General features: G+C 67.2%; 16 protein-coding genes. 11 read left to right on the top strand and 5 right to left on the bottom strand.

All coding sequences use genetic code 11. The annotated features are described in order from the left end of the window. Positions 1 to 346: 346 nt before the first annotated feature. The 3 genes from galT to QZ332_RS03575 all read right to left on the bottom strand — a co-directional run bounded on the left by galT (position 347) and on the right by QZ332_RS03575 (position 4,229). Complete coding sequence (gene galT / locus QZ332_RS03585; RefSeq protein WP_295762418.1) at positions 347 to 1,837, bottom strand: UDP-glucose--hexose-1-phosphate uridylyltransferase; 1,491 nt, start codon at positions 1,835 to 1,837, stop codon at positions 347 to 349. Positions 1,838 to 1,891: 54 nt separating this feature from the next. Next, entirely contained in the window at positions 1,892 to 3,181 is a 1,290-nt protein-coding gene (locus tag QZ332_RS03580; protein ID WP_295762416.1) for a galactokinase family protein, read from the bottom strand. A 67-nt stretch (positions 3,182 to 3,248) separates the two neighbouring features. Beyond that, positions 3,249 to 4,229, bottom strand: coding sequence for a dipeptidase (locus QZ332_RS03575; protein ID WP_295762413.1), 981 nt, complete (start codon positions 4,227 to 4,229; stop codon positions 3,249 to 3,251). A gap of 209 nt (positions 4,230 to 4,438) precedes the next feature. Between QZ332_RS03575 and pyrH the strand changes: the two genes are divergently transcribed. The 10 genes from pyrH to QZ332_RS03525 all read left to right on the top strand — a co-directional run bounded on the left by pyrH (position 4,439) and on the right by QZ332_RS03525 (position 15,105). Beyond that, complete coding sequence (gene pyrH, locus QZ332_RS03570; RefSeq protein WP_295762410.1) at positions 4,439 to 5,155, top strand: UMP kinase; 717 nt, start codon at positions 4,439 to 4,441, stop codon at positions 5,153 to 5,155. A 62-nt stretch (positions 5,156 to 5,217) separates the two neighbouring features. Further along, the gene (gene frr, locus QZ332_RS03565) at positions 5,218 to 5,775 is read left to right on the top strand and encodes a ribosome recycling factor (protein WP_295762408.1); all 558 of its coding nucleotides are present in this window, start codon (positions 5,218 to 5,220) and stop codon (positions 5,773 to 5,775) included. Then, positions 5,775 to 6,512 carry a polyprenyl diphosphate synthase gene (uppS, locus tag QZ332_RS03560; protein WP_295762406.1) on the top strand — a complete coding sequence of 246 codons (738 nt, stop codon included), beginning with the start codon at positions 5,775 to 5,777 and terminating at the stop codon, positions 6,510 to 6,512. Before frr ends, uppS begins: the two co-directional genes overlap by 1 nt. 97 nt (positions 6,513 to 6,609) lie before the next feature. Next, positions 6,610 to 7,410 carry a phosphatidate cytidylyltransferase gene (locus QZ332_RS03555; RefSeq protein ID WP_295762403.1) on the top strand — a complete coding sequence of 267 codons (801 nt, stop codon included), beginning with the start codon at positions 6,610 to 6,612 and terminating at the stop codon, positions 7,408 to 7,410. 26 nt (positions 7,411 to 7,436) lie between these two features. After that, entirely contained in the window at positions 7,437 to 8,588 is a 1,152-nt protein-coding gene (locus tag QZ332_RS03550; protein WP_295762400.1) for a 1-deoxy-D-xylulose-5-phosphate reductoisomerase, read from the top strand. A 16-nt stretch (positions 8,589 to 8,604) separates the two neighbouring features. Further along, on the top strand, positions 8,605 to 9,666 hold the full coding sequence (locus QZ332_RS03545) for an RIP metalloprotease (RefSeq protein WP_295762397.1): 1,062 nt from the start codon (positions 8,605 to 8,607) through the stop codon (positions 9,664 to 9,666). A 10-nt stretch (positions 9,667 to 9,676) separates the two neighbouring features. Next, positions 9,677 to 10,714: a flavodoxin-dependent (E)-4-hydroxy-3-methylbut-2-enyl-diphosphate synthase gene (gene ispG, locus QZ332_RS03540; RefSeq protein ID WP_295762394.1), complete on the top strand. Its 1,038-nt coding sequence runs from the start codon at positions 9,677 to 9,679 to the stop codon at positions 10,712 to 10,714. 26 nt (positions 10,715 to 10,740) lie between these two features. Further along, the gene (locus QZ332_RS03535) at positions 10,741 to 10,881 is read left to right on the top strand and encodes a hypothetical protein (protein ID WP_295762392.1); all 141 of its coding nucleotides are present in this window, start codon (positions 10,741 to 10,743) and stop codon (positions 10,879 to 10,881) included. Positions 10,882 to 10,905: 24 nt separating this feature from the next. Then, positions 10,906 to 14,898 (top strand): PolC-type DNA polymerase III, encoded by a 3,993-nt coding sequence (locus QZ332_RS03530; RefSeq protein WP_295762389.1) that lies wholly within the window; start codon positions 10,906 to 10,908, stop codon positions 14,896 to 14,898. 24 nt (positions 14,899 to 14,922) lie between these two features. Further along, on the top strand, positions 14,923 to 15,105 hold the full coding sequence (locus tag QZ332_RS03525; RefSeq protein WP_295762386.1) for a hypothetical protein: 183 nt from the start codon (positions 14,923 to 14,925) through the stop codon (positions 15,103 to 15,105). A gap of 48 nt (positions 15,106 to 15,153) precedes the next feature. Here QZ332_RS03525 and QZ332_RS03520 read toward each other — a convergent pair whose 3' ends face one another. Both QZ332_RS03520 and QZ332_RS03515 read right to left on the bottom strand, forming a co-directional pair. Beyond that, complete coding sequence (locus QZ332_RS03520; RefSeq protein WP_295762384.1) at positions 15,154 to 15,717, bottom strand: TetR/AcrR family transcriptional regulator; 564 nt, start codon at positions 15,715 to 15,717, stop codon at positions 15,154 to 15,156. Further along, positions 15,714 to 16,310, bottom strand: coding sequence for a TetR/AcrR family transcriptional regulator (locus tag QZ332_RS03515; protein ID WP_295762381.1), 597 nt, complete (start codon positions 16,308 to 16,310; stop codon positions 15,714 to 15,716). Before QZ332_RS03515 ends, QZ332_RS03520 begins: the two co-directional genes overlap by 4 nt. A 142-nt stretch (positions 16,311 to 16,452) precedes the next feature. Here QZ332_RS03515 and QZ332_RS03510 point away from each other — a divergent pair, with 142 nt between their 5' ends. Continuing rightward, the gene (locus tag QZ332_RS03510) at positions 16,453 to 19,554 is read left to right on the top strand and encodes a hypothetical protein (protein ID WP_295762378.1); all 3,102 of its coding nucleotides are present in this window, start codon (positions 16,453 to 16,455) and stop codon (positions 19,552 to 19,554) included. Positions 19,555 to 19,563: the final 9 nt, after the last annotated feature.

Raw genomic sequence — 19,563 nt, 5'->3', positions numbered from 1 at the left:
AAGTCATGCACAGCAAGCCGCTTGTGCGGCTTGAGGCGCTGTTTTACAGCGCCTCGCTGAAAAGGATCCTTTGGATCCTTTTCAACTGTGCTGACTATAGTAATATAAAATCTCCCCACTGTCAAGCCGGAAGGAGATGGGAGGCCCCCGCCGGCGCTGCCGGCGGGGGCCTCAGAGCGTCAAAAAATAGGGGGGACTTCCTCGACGGGCAGGAGGAGCGATGCGAGAGGGACCCGGGAAGGGGCCCTCCCGTTTCGATCATAAGTTCCCAGGACTTTTTGAACGTCCTGAAAACTTGCTCAGCCTGGCGAAAAGACGTTTTCGCCGGGCTGAGGCCCCCGCCGGGTCAGACGGTCCTCAGGAACCGGAGGAACGCCTCTTTGCCCTCCGCCGTCCGTTTGTAGACCCCGGCGTGCTCCAGCACTTGGGCGAAGACCAAGGCGGTCTCCCTTTGGACGATCCCCAGGGCGTTGTCCGCCGTGATGGAGTAGCTGGGGGCGAAGCCCTCCGCCCAGTCGGCGTGCTTGGCGGTCCGTCCGTCCGCCCGGAGGTCCTTCCCGCCTGCCAGGCCGTCCGCCACCGCCGCCAGCTCCTCTTTCAGCCGGGCGGGGAGGACGGCCAGGCCCATCACCTCGATCAGGCCGATGTTCTCCTTCTTGATATGGTGCAGCTCGTCATGGGGATGATAGAGGCCCAGGGGATACCGCTCCGTGGTCAGGTTGTTCCGCAGGACCAGGTCCAGCTCGTACGCCTCTCCCCGCCGCCGGGCGATGGGGGTGATCGTATTGTGGGGCGTGCCGTCCGTCTCGGCGAAGATCACCGCCGCCTCGTCGGTGTAGGCCCGCCATCTGCCCAGGATCTTGTCCGCCAGGCCGATGAGCCGCTCCGGATCCCCGGAGGAGATCCGGACGACGGACATGGGCCACTTGACGATGCCGGCCTCCACGTCTCCATAGCCCGGGAAGGCGAAGGGCGTCTCGACGGGGGCCCTCTCCATGGCGAAGGTGTACCGCCCGCCCTGGAAATGGTCGTGGGCCAGGATGGAGCCGCCCACGATGGGCAGGTCCGCGTTGGAGCCCACGAAGTAGTGGGGGAACTGCCTCACGAAATCCAGGAGCTTGCCGAAGCAGGCCCGGTCGATCTTCATGGGGGTGTGCTCCGCGTTCAGGCAGATGCAGTGCTCATTGTAATAGACATAGGGGGAGTACTGCAAGAACCAGGGGGAGCCGTTGATGGTGATGGGGACCACCCGGTGGTTCTGCCTTGCGGGGTGGTCCACCCGGCCGGCGTAGCCCTCGTTCTCCGCGCAGAGCTGGCAGCGGGGGTAGTTGGAAGGGGGGAGGTCCCTGGCGGCGGCGATGGCCTTGGGGTCCTTCTCCGGCTTGGAGAGGTTGATGGTGATGTCCAGCTCGCCGTACTCCGTCTCCGCCTTCCACTGCATGTCTTTGGCGATGCGGTCCCGGCGGATGTAGTTGGTGTCCTGGCTGAACCGGTAGTACCAGTCCGTGGCGGCTTTGGGATCTTGGGCGCGGAGCGCCTGGAACCGGGCGGCGACCTGAGCGGGGCGGGGGGTGAGTCGGCCCATCAGCTCCGTGTCGAACAGGTCCCGGTAGACCACGGAGCCCTCCGCCAGCACGCCCCGCCGGTGGGCGTCGTCCAGCAGCTCCTCCAGCACGGGGGCCAGCTCCACCTCGCCCCAGTCCCGGCCGGGGTCCGTATAGCTGTCCAGCCCCAGCGTGTCCAGGATGGTGTTGATGGCCCAGGAGCGCTCGCTCTCTTCGATGAGGCCCTTTTGCAGGGCGTAAGCCGCCAGCTTGGAGACCGCTTCATTGACCATATATGGTCCCTCCATCTCTTTATCGAAGTCTTTCAAAAGGCTTTGCGGGAGCCGTCAAGCCACGATCACGGTCCCGCCCTGGGGCCGGATGCGCAGGACGTGGCACATGCCGGGGCCCAGCAGGGCCTCCATCCCGGTCTTGAACGCCTCCAGCTTCCCGCAGGGGACGAAGGCCTGCACCGTCCCGGCGAAGCCGCCGCCGTGGACCCGGATGGCGCCCGTGCCGCCCAGCAGCTCCCGCCCCAGGGCCAGGACCATGGGGATGGCCTGCTGCCGGGGGTCCGCCGTGGACCAGGTGTTCTGGAGATGCAGGGCGGAGGACATGCCGGAGGCGTCCACCAGGGCCAGGAAGCCCTGGAAGTCCCCCCGCTCCAGGGCGTCCGCCTCCTGGACGGCCCGGCGGTCGTCGTCGTAGAAGTGGAGGGCGCGGAGGACGGCCCGGTCGCCGCACTCCCGCCGCAGGGCGGGGACGGCGGCGCGGAAGTCCGCCTCGGGGACCTCCCGGAGGAACTGCCTGCCGAAGTGGGCCGCCACGGAGCGCATCTCCCGGGTGATGTTGGAATAGTCCTCCGTCAGGTGCTTGGCGCTGTGGTCGGAGCCGGTGTCCACGATGCACAGCGCGTGGCCGGAGGCGGCGAAGTCATAGGAGATGGGCCGGACCACCGGATCGGCAGGGTCGCCGAAGTCGATGGCCACCGCCCCGCCCACGGAGGAGCCCATCTGGTCCATCAGGCCGCTGAGCTTGCCGAAGTGGACGTTCTCGGCGTACTGGCCGATCTTCGCCAGCTCGACGGCGTCCAGCGCCCCCCCGCATGAGAAGTGGCCGATGATGCTGCCGATGAGGATCTCGTAGGCGGCGGAGGAGGACAGCCCGGACCCGGAGAGGACGGTGGAGGCCACGCAGGCGTCGAAGCCGCCCACGGCATGGCCCCGCTGGGCGATGCCCGCCGCCACGCCCCGGACCAGGGCGGCGGAGCTGTTCTCCTCCTCTTTCCGGGGGGCCAGGTCCGTCAGGTCCACCTCCAGGGGGGGATAGCCCTCGGACTCGATCCGGATGACGTTCGTCCCGTTGGGCGCGGCACAGGCCAGCATATCCATGTCCACGCTGGCGCAGAGGACGTGCCCGTGCTGGTGGTCGGTGTGGTTGCCGCCCAGCTCCGTGCGGCCGGGGCCGCTGAACAGGGCGGCGGGCCCCTTGGGCGCGCAGCCCTCCGCCAGGGCCCGGGCGACCCGGCGGGCGCGGGCCCGCGCCCCGTCCAGGCCGGCGCCGGTGTAGACGGCGGCGAGGGCGGCGTCGCACCGGCCGCTCTCCAGCGCCTGGAGCAATTGGTTGCAGGAATACATGTTCTCCGCCTCCTTTTCCTTGTCCCGTCCAGTATAGTCGATTCCCCGGCGGAATACAATGGGAATTTTACCGCAGACCCTTCAAGATCCTCAGGAGGTTCCCCCGCGCGACCATGTCCCGCTCCGCCGGGGACATCCCCAGCCGCTCCAGGCAGGCGAAGAAGGCCGGGACCTGCCCGCAGTCCTCCAGCCCCCGGACCGCCTCGTTGCCGGGGGGGCCCATGAACTCGCAGAAGTCGAAGCCGCAGGCCACGTGCTCGATCCCCATGATCTCGGCCATGCGGGCGGCGTGGAGGGCCAGGACCTCCGCCGTCCGCCGCTCCGGGTCCCGGTGGACGAAGCGGTCATGGGCGTTCAGGCCCACCACGCCGCCGCTGTCCCGGATGGCCCGGAGCTGTTCGTCGGTGAGGTCTCGGGGGACGCCGCACAGGGCGCGGCAGTTGGAGTGGGAGGCGATCACCGGGCCGCGGGCCAGCTCCAGGACCTCCCAAAAGCCGGCGTCGTTCAGGTGGGAGACGTCGATGAGCATCCCCAGGTCCTCCATCCGGCGGAGGGCCTGCCGGCCCAAAGGGGTGAGGCCCTTCCCGGGGTCCTGGGCGGCGCCGGCGGCGAAGCGGTTGTCCTCGTTCCAGGTCAGCATCCCCATCCGGACGCCCAGGGCCGCCAGGCGGTCCAGCGCCTCCAGCCCCTCCCCCACGGCCTCCATGCCCTCGACGGCCAGGAAGGCGTAGAGCTTCCCCTCCGCCCGGGCCGCCTCCGCCTCCCGGGCCGTGCGGACCACCGCCAGCCAGGGGCACTCGGCGAACTCCGCCTGGGCGCAGGCGAGCATGATCTCCAGCCGCGTCCCGGCGTCCTCCTCGCCGGGGACGCCCTCCCAGAAGGTCTGCCCCTGTCCCCGGCCGTACCACAGGGCCAGGACCAGCCCCTCGATCCCGCCCCGGCGGAGGCGGGCCAGGTGGCGCCGCTCCAGCACATGGTCCTCGCCCAGGAGGCGGCGGCGGGTCACGTCGTAAAGCAAGTCGGAATGTCCGTCGAAAACCATAGGCATGCTCCTTTCGTCCTCTCTCCAGTATATTCCGAAACGGCCGGGCCGTCCAGGGGGCATCCGTCCGGTCCGGGGGAGGGCGGAGGCCCCTCCCCGCGGGGCCTCCGGTTTTTTTCGGAAAATCTTGTCTACCCCCTATGCAAGCGCGGAAAAATACGCTAAAATAGAGATGCTGTTTCAGGACGAACGACTCTGGAAAGGGAGGTCATGCGATGACGAGACCTGTATACCGGCGGGTGCTGCTGAAGATCAGCGGCGAGGCCCTGGCCGGGGACAAGCATACCGGATTGGATTTCGAGGTCATCGGACGGGTCTGCGACGTGGTGAAGGAATGTCTGGACATGGGCGTCCAGATCGGCCTGGTGGTGGGCGGCGGCAACTTCTGGCGGGGCGCGAAGGACGGCGGGGGCCGCATGGAGCGGACCCGGGCCGACCATATGGGCATGCTGGCGACCGTCATGAACTGCCTGGCGGTGGCGGACGTGTGCGAGCAGAAGGGCATCCCCGTCCGGGTCCAGACCGCCATCGAGATGCGCCCCATCGCCGAGCCCTACATCCGCTCCCGTGCCATCCGGCATTTGGAGAAGGGCAGAGCGGTCATCTTCGGCTGCGGCACCGGCAACCCCTTCTTCTCCACGGACACCGCCGCCGTGCTCCGGGCCGCCGAGATCGGCGCGGAGGTGATCCTCCTGGCGAAGAACGTGGACGGCGTCTACTCCGCCGACCCGGTGAAGGACCCCAGCGCGGTGAGATACGATTCCATCAGCTACGACGACGTGCTGGCCCAGCACCTGTGCGTGATGGACACCACCGCCACGTCCCTCTCCATGGACAACCACATCCCCGTGCTGCTCTTCGCCCTGAAGGACCCCGAGAACATCGTCCGGGCCCTGCGCGGCGAGAAGGTGGGCACCATCGTGCGGGAGTGAACGGCCCGGCCGGAGGCATAGAGGCATAAGAAGGATCTGAAATTTGAAAGGAGCGCTCCCTGATGTTGAAGGATGAATACAAGGTATACGAGGACAAGATGAGGAAGAGCATCGACTCCGTGGCGGCGGACTTCGCCTCCGTCCGGGCGGGCCGGGCCAATGCCGCCGTGCTGGACCGGATCATGGTGGACTACTACGGCAGCCCCACCCCCATCCAGCAGATCGCCGCGATCTCCTCCCCGGATCCCCGCACGTTGCTGATCTCCCCCTGGGACGGTTCCGCGCTGAAGGCCATCGAGAAGGCGATCCAGAACTCGGACCTGGGCATCAACCCCCAAAACGACGGCAAGGCCATCCGCCTGGCCTTCCCCCAGCTGACGGAGGAGCGCCGCAAGGAGCTGGTCAAGCAGATCCGCAAGTACGCCGAGGGGGGCAAGGTGGCCGTGCGGAACATCCGCCGGGACGCCATGGACAACTTCAAGAAGCAGGAGAAGAAGTCCGAGATCACCGAGGACGAGCTCAAGCAGGTGGAGAAGGACTTCCAGAAGCTGACGGACGAGAGCTGCAAGAAGCTGGACGAGCTGCTGGCGAAGAAGGAAAAGGAATTGATGGCGGTCTGATGGCAGGTGAGGGGAACGGGACGGGGCGGCTGGCGCCGCCCCGCCATATTGCTGTCATCATGGACGGCAACGGCCGCTGGGCCGCGAAGCGGGGCCTCCCCCGGACGGCGGGGCATAAAGCCGGGGCGGAGACCTTCCGGAAGATCGCCACGTACTGCAAAAACATCGGCGTGAAGTACCTGACGGTCTACGCCTTCTCCACGGAGAACTGGAAGCGCTCGGAGACGGAGGTCGCCGCCATCATGGCGCTTTTGAAGAAGTACCTGCTGGAGGCGGTGGACACCATGGAGCGGGACCACATCCGGCTCCACTTCTTTGGGGACATGGGCCCCATCTCCCCGGAGCTCCAGGCCCTGGCCCGGGAGACTGACGAGATCACGGAGCACCTGTCCCGAGACGATTTCCAGGCCAACGTCTGCCTGAACTACGGCGGGCGGGACGAGATCGTTCGGGCGGCGCGGCGCTTCGCCGCCGACTGCGCCGCCGGGACAAAAAAGCCGGAGGACCTGGACGAGGCGGCCTTTTCCGGCTACCTGGACTCCCGGGGCATCCCGGATCCGGAGCTGATCGTCCGCCCCAGCGGGGAGCTGCGGCTGAGCAACTTCCTGCTGTGGCAGTGCGCCTATTCGGAGTTCTACTACACGGATGCCCTCTGGCCGGACTTCGACGAGGCGGAGCTGGATAAGGCCATCGCGGCCTATCACGCCAGGGACCGCCGCTTCGGCGGCGTGAGATGAGGTTTTTGGTCCGGCTTTTTTCAAAAAGCTGGCGGGGCGCAGGGGCAGGGCCCCTGCGGGACGCGCCGGGCACGGCGCGTAAAGGATGTGACCGTTTATGAGATCGAGGATACTGGTGGCCGCCGTGGGCATCCCGGCGCTCCTCTGCGTGGTGCTGGCCGCGCCGCCTTTTGTGATGGCGCTCGCCCTGTTGGTCTTGGCAAGTGTTGGCGGCTGTGAACTACAGCGATGTGTCAGCGGGAAGGGCAAAAGAGGACTGGCGGCGGTGAGCGGCCTCTGTGCCGGCTTGACAGTGCTCTGGTATCACAGCGTGCCGGACGCTGCGGAAGTTTTTTTCATGTTCGAGCTGCTGCTGTTTTTCGGCTATGCCATTCGTAAGGGCGGTGAGGTGAAGTTCGATCAGGTCATGGCGGGCCTCTTCGGGGGCATCGCCATCGGGTATTCCTTCTCGTCTTTCCTCCGGCTGGAGGCTTCCGGCGTTCCCCGGGCCTACCTCCTCCTGCCCTTCATCTTGAGCTTCGCCTGCGACACCTTCGCCTTCTTTACGGGCCTCACTCTGGGGAAGCACAAGCTGGCCCCCAAGGTCAGCCCCAAGAAGACCGTGGAGGGGTCCATCGGGGGCCTGGCGGGGAACGTGGCCTGCGGGCTTTTGTTCGTCTGGGTCATGGACCGCTCCTTCGGCGGCTGCGCCATCGGGTACGGCCCCATGGCGGCGCTGGCGCTGCTGTGCGGCGTGGTGGCCCAGATCGGCGACCTCAGCTTCTCCCTCATCAAGCGGGAGTTCGGCATCAAGGATTACGGCCATTTGTTCCTGGCCCACGGCGGCGTGCTGGACCGGTTCGACAGCGTGCTGTTCGTGGCCCCGGCCGTCGAGATCCTGTTCGGTTTATTGGCATAGGATCTGCATAGGATAGGGATGTGACGATGAGTAAGACGATTTCCATCTTGGGCTCCACCGGTTCCATCGGGCGGCAGACCCTGGACGTGGCGGAGGACCTGGGCCTGACCGTGGCGGCCCTCACGGCCAACGACAATGTGGAGCTGGCGGAGGAACAGGCCCGGAAGTTCCGCCCCCGCCTGGTCATCCTGACCGACGAGGCGGCGGCGAGGGATCTGAAGGTCCGCCTGGCGGACACGGGCATCAAGGTCCAGGGGGGCGCGGCCGCCCTCTCCACGGCGGCGACGCTGCCGGGGGTGGACACGGTGGTCACCGCCGTGGTGGGCATGGTGGGGCTCAAGCCCACCCTGGCCGCCATCCGGGAGGGCAAGCGCATCGCCCTGGCCAACAAGGAGACCCTGGTCTGCGCGGGAGAGCTGGTGATGGAGGCGGCGGACCGCTGCGGGGCGGAGATCGTCCCCGTGGACTCGGAGCACTCCGCCATCTTCCAGTGCGTCCAGGGCTGCACCGACCGGGGCGAGATCCGGCAGCTGATCTTGACCTGTTCCGGCGGGCCCTTCTACGGGCTGAGCAAGCCCGAGGTGGATCGGAAGACCAGGGCGGACGCCCTCCGGCACCCCAACTGGAAGATGGGCCCCAAGATCACCGTGGACTGCGCCACGCTGATGAACAAGGGCCTGGAGGTCATCGAGGCCATGCGGCTCTACCGCCTGCCGCTGACGAGGGTGAAGGTGGTCATCCACCGCCAGAGCATCGTCCACTCCCTGGTGGAGTTCCGGGACGGGGCGCTGCTGGCCCAGCTGGGCACGCCGGACATGCGCCTGCCCATCCGGTACGCCATGACCTGGCCCCGGCGGGCAGAGTCGGCGGCGGAGCCGCTGGATCTGCTGCACTGCCCGCCGCTGACCTTCGCCGAGCCGGACCGGGGGACCTTCCCCTGCCTGCGCCTGGCGGAGGTGGCCGCCGCCAAGGGCGGCACCGCCTGCGCCGTGCTGAACGCCGCCAACGAGGAGGCGGTGCGGCTGTTCCTGGAGGAGCGCATCGGCTTCCGGGAGATCTTCGACCTCACCGCCCAGGCCATGACGGAGCTGCCCGTCGCCCACAAGCCCGGCCTCGCGGACATCCTGGAGGCGGACGCGGCCGCCCGGGAGGCCGTGCGGAAACACTTTTCTCGATGATAAGGAGCGTATCCCCATGAGTTTCATCTATGTCCTGGCAGGCATCGCCATCTTCGGCTTCCTGATCGCCATCCATGAGCTGGGCCACTTCCTGGCGGCGCGGCTGTGCGGCGTGCGGGTCGACGAGTTCTCCATCGGCATGGGCCCCTTACTGTGGCACCGGGAGACGGGGGAGACCCGCTATTCCCTCCGCCTCCTGCCCATCGGCGGCTTCTGCGCCCTGGGGGAGGACGAGGAGGACACCGGGGACGAGCGCTCCTTCGCGCATCAGTGCGTTTGGAAGAAGCTGGTCATCCTGGCCGCCGGGTCCTTCATGGACCTGCTGGCCGGCGTGGTCATCATCGCCTGCATCTTCGCCACGGCCAGCGGGTTCTATGTGGACCAGGTGGCCGGCTTCTCCGAGGGCTTCCCCCTGGAGGGGGAGGACGGCTTGATGGAGGGGGACGTCTTCTACAAGGTCGACGGCTGGCGGACCTACCTCCGGGGGGACGCGGCGCTGTTCCTGCGCTTCAACGACGGGGAGGGCGTGGACCTGGAGGTCATCCGGGACGGCAGGAAGGTGGTCCTGGAGGACTTCCCCCTCTACCGGGGGACCTATGACGGCCAGCCGGGGCGCTTCGGCCTGATGGTGGGCGCGGCGCGGGTCCCCGCCAGCTTCCCCACCACGGTGAGGTTCATCGGATACCAGACCCTGGACTTCGTCCAGCAGGTGTGGTTCAGCCTGACCCAGCTGATCCGGGGGGGCGTGGGCCTCGACGAGGTCAGCGGCCCGGTGGGCATCGTCTCCAGCATGACCGCGGTGGGGAACGCCTCGGAGACGGCGGCGGCGGCCTTCGAGAACATCGCCTTCTTCGGGGCGCTGATCGCCGTCAACCTGGCGGTGATGAACCTGCTGCCCATCCCGGCCCTGGACGGGGGGCGCATCTTCTTCCTGGCTGTGGACGGCGCGGCCATGCTGCTGTTCAAGCGCAAGGTGCCCCAGAGGTACCAGGCGGCGGTGAACGCGGCCTGTTTCGTGATGCTGCTGGGCGTGATGCTGCTGGTGACCTTGAAGGACGTGCGGGACTTGTTCCTGTGAGGAGGATACGATGACGAGACGTTTGATGGTGGGCGGGGTCCCGGTGGGCGGAGGTGCGCCGGTGTCCATCCAGTCCATGTGCAGCACGAAGACCGACGACGTGGCCGCGACCGCGGCCCAGATCGAGGCGCTGGAGGCCGCCGGGTGCGAGATCGTCCGGGTGGCCGTCCCGGATCAGGCGGCGGCGGAGGCGGTGGACAAGATCAAGGAGCGGATCTCCATCCCGCTGGTCGCCGACATCCACTTCAACTATAAGCTGGCCCTGGCGTGCGCGGAGCGGGGGGCCGACGCCATCCGCATCAACCCCGGCAACATCGGCGGGGAGGAGAACGTCCGGGCCGTGGCGGACGCCTGCCGCCGGCGGGGCATCCCCATCCGGGTGGGCGTCAACGGCGGCTCCCTGGAGAAGGAGCTCCGGGCGAAGTACGGCGGCGTCACCGCCGAGGCCCTGGTGGAGAGCGCCCTGGGGCAGGCGCAGCTGCTGAACGAGTCCGATTTCGACGACATCTGCATCTCCGTCAAGTGCTCCGACGTGCCGCTGACCATGGCGGCCTACCGCCTCCTGAGCGAGCGGACAGACTATCCCCTCCACCTGGGCGTCACCGAGGCGGGGACGCCCTCCATGGGCATGGTGAAGTCCGCCATGGGCATCGGGGGCCTGCTGTGCCTGGGCATCGGGGACACCATCCGGGTGACGCTGACCGCCGACCCGGTGGAGGAGGTGTACGCCGCCAAGAAGATCTTGAAGGCGGCGGGCCTTCGGAAGGAAGGGGTCGACCTCATCGCCTGTCCCACCTGCGGCCGGACCCGCATCGACCTCATCCCCATCGCCGAGGAGGTGGAGCGGCGGCTGGCGGGCTGTGAGAAAAACATCACCGTGGCGGTGATGGGCTGCGCGGTGAACGGGCCGGGCGAGGCCGCCGCCGCCGACATCGGCATCGCCGGGGGCAAGGGCGAGGGATTGCTGTTCCGCAAGGGGGAGATCCTCTATAAGGTCCCCCAGGAGCGGCTGGTGGACGCGCTGATGGAGGAGATCGAGAAGCTGTGAACCGCCTGTGTACAGGAGGACGTGTCGTGACGGAGAGGCAGGAGGGCGCTTTGGCCTTGGTGCTGGCGCCGGCCCTGCCGGCGGCCTATGCCGCGGACCGGCTGGGACTGACCACGCTGGCGGCTGTGCTGATTTTCCTGGTCCTCCATGACAGGAGCGGGAGCTGACGGATTTGGAGACGAGAGGGTAGCATGTCGAGGAACATCCCATTTTTTGAACTGTTCGCCGAGCTCTCGGCGGCGGCGGAGCTGCGGCTCCGGCTGGCGGGGGCGGAGGTGACCCATGCCTGCATCGACCAGGGGGCGCGGTCGATCCGCCTGGATATGACGGCCGCGGCCCCCTTGGACCAGGCGGGGATCCGGGGCCTGCAGGAGGCGCTGAAAGCCGTCTACGGCTTCCGGGAGGCGGAGCTGAACGTCACCGGCGGGGCATCACCGGGGCCCGCGCCCGCCGCGGCCCCCAAGAGCGGCGGGAGGCCGAAGGCCGGGCAGAAGAAGAAGCCGGGCAAGATCTTGATGGGGGGCCCCGTCAAGGCCAAGCCCGGCCCCATGTCGGCGCTGAACGTGAAGATGGGCACGGCCGTCGTGTCCGGCAAGGTCTTCTCCTTCGAGTGCCGGGAGACCCGGCGGCCCGGCCTGTGGCGGCTCAGCTTCGACATGACCGACGGGACCGGCTCCGTCACCGTCCAGAAGAACCTCGCCGCCCGGGAGGCCCAGGCCCTGGAGAGCGCCGTGAAGCCCGGCATGTGGCTGACGGTCCAGGGGAAGATGGAGCCCACCTGGGACGGCAAGGACATCCAGCTCGATCCCCAGAACATCAACGCGGCCGACCACCAGGAGCGGCAGGACACCTCCCCGGTGAAGCGGGTGGAGCTGCACCTGCACACGAAGATGAGCAACATGGACGCCCTCACCGACACCAAGGAGGTCATCCAGGAGGCCATCCGCTGGGGCCACCCCGCCATCGCCATCACGGACCACGGCGTGGCCCAGTCCTTCCCGGACGCCTGGCACGCCGCCGGGGACAAGATCAAGGTCCTCTACGGTGTGGAGGGCTATTTCATCAACGATGTGGACGACCGCATCGCCGTCCACGGGGATGGGGACGGCCCGCTGGACGGCGAGATCGTCTGCTTCGACATCGAGACCACCGGGCTCCGGGTGGACCGGGAGGCCATCACGGAGATCGGCGCCGTGGTGCTGAGGGACGGGGGGATCGCCGAGCGCTTCCAGACCTTCGTGGACCCCGGCCGGCGGCTGACGCCGGAGATCGTGGGCCTCACCGGCATCACGGACGAGATGCTCAGGGGCGCGCCGAAGCCCGCCGAGGCCCTGGCCGCCTTTTTGAAGTTCGTGGGGGGGCGGCCCCTGGCGGCCCACAACGCAGAGTTCGACATCGGCTTCATCCGCAAGGGCTGCGCCGAGGCGGGGCTGGACTTCCGTCCCACCTACATCGACTCCCTCATCCTGGCCCAGAACCTGCTGCCGGGGCTGGGGAAGTACAAGCTGGATATCGTGGCGGAGCATCTGGGCCTGCCCGCCTTCGATCACCACCGGGCCAGCGACGACGCGGCCACGGTGGGCCATATGCTGATCCCGTTCTGGAAGATGCTCCATGAGAGGGGGATCCACACCCTCCAGGCGGTGAACGGCGAGATGGAGGAGCTGCGGCCCCTGGGGAGCAAGTCCAACCGCTTCCCCAAGCACATCATCCTCCTGGCGCGGAACAAGGTGGGGCTGAAGCACCTCTATCAGATGATCTCGGCCTCCAACCTGCGGTATTTCAAGCGGGTGCCCATCATCCCCAAGAGCCTCCTGCGCCAGCACCGGGAGGGCATCATCGTCGGCGCGGCCTGCGAGGCGGGGGAGCTGTTCCAGGCCGTCAAGGACCACAAGGACTGGGAGGAGCTCAAGCGCATCGCCTCCTTCTACGACTACCTGGAGATCCAGCCCCTGTGCAACAACCGCTTCATGCTCCGAAACGGCGACGCCAGGAGCGAGGAGGACCTGCGGGAGTTCAACCGGACCATCGTCCGCCTGGGGGAGGCGCTGGCCAAGCCCGTCTGCGCCACCGGCGACGTCCACTTCCGGGAGCCGGAGGACGAGGTCTTCCGGCGCATCCTGCTGGCGTCGAAGAAATTCCCCGACGCCAACGAGCCCCTGCCCATCTATTTCAAGACCACGGACGAGATGCTGGAGGAGTTCGCCTACCTGGGGGAGGAGAAGGCGTTCGAGGTGGTGGTCGCCAACACCCGGCTGGTGGCGGACCAGATCGAGACCTTCGAGCTGCTGCCCAAGGAGCTCTTCCCCCCCAAGCTGGAGAACTCCGAGGAGGACCTGGACCGCCTGGTCTGGGAGAAGGTCCGCCGCCTCTACGGCGAGGACCCGCCCCAGCTCATCGTGGACCGCCTGAAGATCGAGCTGGGCGGCATCCTGGGCAAGTACGACGTGGTCTACATGTCCGCCCAGAAGCTGGTCCAGCGGTCCCTGGAGAACGGCTATCTGGTGGGCTCCCGGGGATCTGTGGGCTCGTCCCTGGTGGCCTATATGTCCGGTATCACGGAGGTCAACTCCCTGCCGCCCCACTACCGCTGCCCGGAGTGCCGGAACAGCGAGTTCATCCAGGACGGCTCTTACGGCTGCGGCGCGGACATGCCGGACAAGCTCTGCCCGGTCTGCGGGGCGAAGTATGAAAAAGACGGCTTCGACATCCCCTTCGAGACCTTCCTGGGCTTCGGCGGCGGCAAGGTGCCGGACATCGACCTGAACTTCTCCGGGGAGTATCAGGCCCGCGCCCACCGCCACGCCATCGAGATGTTCGGCGAGACCCAGGTCTTCCGGGCGGGCACCATCGGCACCCTGGCGGAGAAGACGGCCTACGGCTTCGTGAAGAAGTACCTGGAGGAGAACCAGATAGCCGCCGGCCGGGCGGAGGAGAACCGACTGACCCTGGGCTGCGTGGGCGTCCGGCGGACCACCGGGCAGCACCCGGGGGGGCTGGTGGTGGTCCCGGCGGACAAGAGCATGGAGGATTTCTGCCCCGTGCAGCACCCGGCGGACGCCGACGGGTCGGACACCATCACCACCCATTTCGAATACCACTCCATGGAGGCCAACCTCCTCAAGCTGGACATGCTGGGACACGATGACCCGACGATGGTCCGCATGATGCAGGACCTCACCGGCGTGGATCCCCAGAAGATCCCCCTGGACGATCCGGACACCATGTCCATCTTCACCTCCAGCAGGGTGCTGGGCTATGAGGACGACGAGATCCTGGGCCCCACCGGGGCGGTGGCGATCCCGGAGTTCAACACCCGCTTCACCCGGCAGATGCTCATCGACACCCAGCCCAAGGACTTCAACACCCTGGTCCGGCTCTCCGGCTTCTCCCACGGCACCGACGTGTGGCTGGGCAACGCCCGGGAGCTGATCGTCAGCAAGACGGCCACCGTTTTGGAAACGGTGGGCTGCCGGGACGACATCATGCTCTACCTGATCTCCAAGGGCCTGGACCCGAAGATGAGCTTCAAGATCATGGAGTCCGTCCGGAAGGGGAAGGTGAAGAAGGGCGGCTTCGAGCCCGGCTGGGCGGAGGCCATGCGGGACCACGGCGTGCCGGAGTGGTACATCGGCTCCCTGGCGAAGATCGGCTACCTGTTCCCCAAGGCCCACGCCGTGGCCTATGTCATGATGGCCTTCCGCATCGCCTGGTACAAGGTCCACGAGCCCCTGGCGTTCTACGCCACGTTCTTCTCCGTCCGGGCGAAGGCCTTCGACGCGGAGCACTGCTGCGCCGGGAAGGACGTGGTGAAGCGGAAGATCCGGGAGATCGAGAACAACAAGGACGCCACCGCCGTGGAGCAGAACCTGCTGACCACGCTGGAGGTCTGCTACGAGTTCTACCTCCGGGGCTTCCACTTCGAGACCATCGACATCTACCGCTCCGACGCCACGAAGTTCCTGATCACGGACGGGGGGCTGCTGCCGCCCTTCACCTCGGTCCACGGCCTGGGCGAGGCGGCAGCGCTGGACACGGTGGAGAAACGGAAGGGGAAGGAGTTCATCTCCATCGAGGAATTCGGGGACTGCTGCAGCAAATTGTCCAAGACCCACATCGAGCAGCTCAAGGCCCTGGGGGCCTTCGCGGGCATGGCGGAGACCAGCCAGATTACCTTATTTTAAGAACGAGAACGTCGGGAGGAATCAATGAAAAATCAACTACGGGGAATCGCCCTCATTCTGCTCAGCATCGCGCTGATGCTCGGCGCTCTGGGGGATGGGTGGAGATACTTTTTCGACTTAAGTATCAGCTGGCAGCACGTGTTTGCGGCGGTTGGCATCGTTGGGGCCGTGATGGTGTTTCTGCCTGATAAAAAAGGAAAGAAGTAGGGTCAATAAACGAGGAGAGAGGACAGCTGGTCCTCTCTCCTCGTTTATTTATGTATCTGCCTCCATGGCCCGGTTCAGCATCCGCTCCGTCATGCCCTCGCCCAGCTGGCAGAGACGGCGGAACTGCCCGCCGATGTCATAGCGCATCCCGCTGTTCAGCCACTCCATGACCTGGCCGAAGCATTCGCACTGGTAGAAGCGGAGGATGACCTCCCGGTCCTCCGGCCGGATGGGGACGTTGCCGATGGCCGCCGCGGCGAACTCCACCACCACCCGGCGGCACACGTCCATCAGGCCCAGCTCGAACAGGCGGCGGTGGGCGGACTGGTTGAGGTGGAGCACGGCCTGGCGGTGCTCCTGGGCGAAGCGGACGGCGGTGTCCAGGCAGTCCGCCAGGGACGCCGCCGGGCCCTGGGCGGCGATGATGCGGTCCGCGCAGTCCGTGACGATCTCCTCCAGCAGGGAGGGGATGTCCTTGAAATGATAATAGAAGGTGTTCCGGTTGACGCCGCAGTCCCGGACGATGTCCTTCACGGTGATCTCCCGGAGGGGGCGCTCCTCCAGCAGGCGGAGGAAGGAGCGCTTGATGGTCTCTCTGGCAGGGGACGTCATAGGGCGGCCCTCCTCTCGAACAGGCCGGCGGCGGCGCCGTCCGCCATGCGCTGGGCGGCGGAGAGCAGCTCCGCCTTGGGCAGGGCCATGTCCTTCTCGAACCACTCCGTCAGCAGGCCGATGAAGCCCCAGGCCAGGAAGTTGAGCAGATAGTCCGTCAGCCGGGGATCGGCGGGGCGGAACCAGGTCCTCACCAGCGGGGCGCCGTTCTGGTGGACCAGCTGCTGGAGGGACTGGAAGAAGCCGCTGGCCTCGCTGCTGGCGAAGAGGACGGCGCAGGTCTCCCGGTGTTCCACCAGGAAGTCCAGCACCGGCTCGAACACCGGGGCCACGCTGCCCACGGCCACGGTCTCCTGCATGTGGGCGTCCACCAGCGCCTGGAGCTCCTCCAAAAGGTCCGTCTCCACGCTCTGCAGGAGCTCCGTGGTGCCGGAGTAATGGAGGTAGAAGGTGCCCCGGTTCATGTCCGCGGCGTCCGTCACGTCCCGGACGGAGATCTCGGCGAAGGTCTTCCGCTTCATCAGCTCCAGGAGGCTCTCCTTCAACAATCTGCGGGACCGGCGGGCCCGCCGGTCCTCGGGGTTCTTCAGCATATGGGCCCTCCTCTGGACGAGTTAGACACTCGTCGGTTTTTGTCTATTGACCGGATCTCCTGTTTTTACTATAATCGACTCAAGTCAATAAGTCAACAAAAATCTTTTAATCAACGAACGTCTATTATTTGGAGGAGATCCTATGACCAGGCAGACCATGAGGGAACGCGCCGCCGCCCTGGCCCTGGCGGCGGTACTGACCGTGACGCTGGCCCTGCCCGCTTCGGCGGCGGAGGCCATCCGGGACGGCGTGGCCCCTACGTACGATGAGGCGTACTACGCCACGCTGGACTATTACGGCAATCTGCTGGAGGGGAGCATGGTGAAGAGCTATGCCCTCAACGGCAAGGACAGCCTGACGGACTACGGCGTCTACGACGAGGTGGTGAACCTCACCGACGGCACCGTCCCCGCGACGGGGGAGGGGAGGACCTCTTTCCGCTTCGGCGGCGCCGCGCCGGACCACTTCTACTTCGAGGGCAAGACGAAACAGCCCTTCGAGGACCTGCCCTGGAGCATCGCCGTCCGCTATACCCTCAACGGCGTCCCCGCCAGGGCGGAGGACCTGGCGGGGGAGCGGGGCGTGGTGGAGATCCTGCTGGACATCGTGCCCAATGAGGCGGCCAGCGACTATGCCCGGTACAACTACACCCTGGCGGCCACGGCCCTGTTCAACCAGGACGACATCCTCTCCCTGGAGGCCGAGGGGGCCCAGGTCCAGCTGGTGGGCAACCTGCGGACCGTCCTCTTCCTCTGCCTGCCGGGGGAGGAGCGGCACTTCACCATCCGGGTGGGCAGCAACGATTTCTCCTTCGGGGGCCTGACCGTGCTGATGGTCCCCGCCACCCTGGCCCAGCTGGAGGAGATCGCCAAGATCAGCGAGCGCAAGGACGATCTGGAGGAGGACTACCGGGCCCTCTCCGGCAGCCTGGACGGCTTGCTGGACGCGCTGAGCGACATCCAGAGCGGCCTCTACGCCTCGGCCAAGGGCCTGGACCAGCTGGAGGCGGCCCGGCGGACCTTCTCCGGCGGCAAGGGCGTGCTCTATGACGGGACGGACCGCCTCCGGGGCGACCTGAGCGATCTTGCGGCCCTGCTGGAGCCGGTGGGACAGCGGGTCGAGACGCTCCGGACGACGGTGACGGGGTCCAAGGCCGTGCTCAACGAGATGACCGACGCCACGCTGGTGCTCCAGGACCAGCTGGCGGAGATGGAGGATGCCCTCCAGGGGCTGGAACGGGGGACCAACGACCTGAGAAACGTCGTCGAGCTGGCGGCGGATATGGAGAGCAGCCTCCTCCGGCTGGAGCGGGCCCTGGGCGGCACGCACATCAGCACCGGCGGCAGCTTCCCCAGCAGCAAGGCGCTGGTGGATAAGGTGAAGAACGTCGGAGGGGCCTATCGCGCCAAAGACGAGGAGACCTTCATGCGCAAGATGCTGGAGGCCCAGGGGATGGGCAGCGACCAGGCCCAGGCAGCGGTGAAGGACATCAGCGACCTGGCGGCGGCGGTGAAGGGCGGCCTGATCCAGCCGGACCAGCTGACCGGGGAGCAGCAGTCGGCCCTGAAGCAGGCGGAAGACATGCAGAAGCTCCATTCCGCCGCCCAGGGCGGGATGACCTTCCGGGACTTCTGCGAGCAGCTCCCCGGCGTCTCGGAGACCCAGGCCAAGCAGATGAGCGACCTCTGGCTGATCTATAACGCCGGCGGATCCGCCTCCGGCAGGAACCGCTCGGCGGCGGAGGCCCGGGGGGACCGGACCGAGGGCGCGGCTGCGGGCGGGGAGACGCCCGCGCCGGGCGCCCCGGCGGAGGAGGAGACGGAGCAGACGCCTGCGGTGCCGGGAGAGGGCGCTCCGGAGGACCGTCAGCCGTCTGAGGAGGGAGCGGCCAAGGCATCCCTCGGGAAGGGGCAGATGTCGGCCCGGCTGGTCCTCAACGCACCTGGCGACACCGGCGACTCCGGTGACTCCGGCGACTCCGGCGACTCTGGCGACTCCGGTGACTCTGGCGACTCTGGCGACTCCGGTGACTCTGGCGACACCGGTGACTCTGGTGATTCTGGCGACACCGGTGACTCTGGCGACTCCGGTGACTCCGGCGACTCTGGCGACACCGGTGACTCTGGCGACTCCGGTGACCCTGGTGACTCCGGCGATTCTGGTGACTCTGGCGACTCCGGCGATTCCGGCGACACCGGCGATTCCGGCGACACTGGCGATTCCGGTGACTCTGGTGACTCTGGCGACTCCGGCGACTCCGGTGACTCCGGTGATACTGGCGATTCCGGTGACTCTGGTGATACCGGTGACTCCGGCGACTCCGGTGACACCGGTGACACCGGTGACTCTGGTGACACTGGTGACTCTGGCGATCCCGGCGACTCCGGTGATACTGGCGATTCTGGCGACACCGGCGACACGGGCGATCCCGGCGACACAGAAGATCCCGGCGGCACCGTGGGCGGCGCGGTAGTGGACCTCATCACCGGCGGCCTGGACAGCGCCAGCGCCCGGATCGATCAGATCCAGAGCGAGCTCAACGCCACGCTCAACGAGATCAAGCGCCCCACCTCCGAAGTGGTGGGCGACCTGGCGGACCTTTGCGGGGAACTGGACATCCTGATCGACGACCTGGACGAGGCGGAAGACCTCATGGCCGCGCTGCGGGGCGCTTCCGGGACCCTGCGGGACATCCTGGCGGACGTGGACGCCCTGCGGGGCGTGCTGGACGGGTATGAGCCCACGCTCCAGGAGGCCCTGGCCAACGCCGGGGCACTGAGCGCCTCCGCCGTCACCACCATCCGGGATACGGAGGCCCTGCTCGCCGATGCGGAAGAGCTGGCCCGCTCCACCGGCGGGGACTTGGACGCGGGGACGAAGCAGTCCCTGACGGGCCTGGCCGCCGCCCTGCGGCAGACCGCCAAGGCCCTGGCGGCGACCAAGGATGTGAAGGACGCCAAAAAGACCATCACGGACATCATCGAGGACACCTGGCACGAGTACACCGGGGACGTGAACAACATCCTGATGATGGACGCGACAGCGGAGCCGGTCTCCCTGACGGATGAGCGGAACCCCGCTCCCACCAGCATCCAGGTGCTCATCCGCACCCAGGAGATCGAGGCCGAGGACGAAGAGGAAGCCGCGGCGGCGGCCGCCGCCAAGGAGGAGACCACCTTCTGGGGCCGGATCGCCCGGATGTTCAAGGACTTCTGGGACGCCGTCACCGGCATCTTCGGCTGAGGGGAGGGC

The organism is uncultured Oscillibacter sp. (genome assembly GCF_910584465.1).
Classification (GTDB): Bacteria; Bacillota; Clostridia; order Oscillospirales; family Oscillospiraceae; genus Oscillibacter.
Note: the sequence above shows the minus strand (reverse complement) of the source record. Positions and strands in the feature narration are given on the sequence as shown.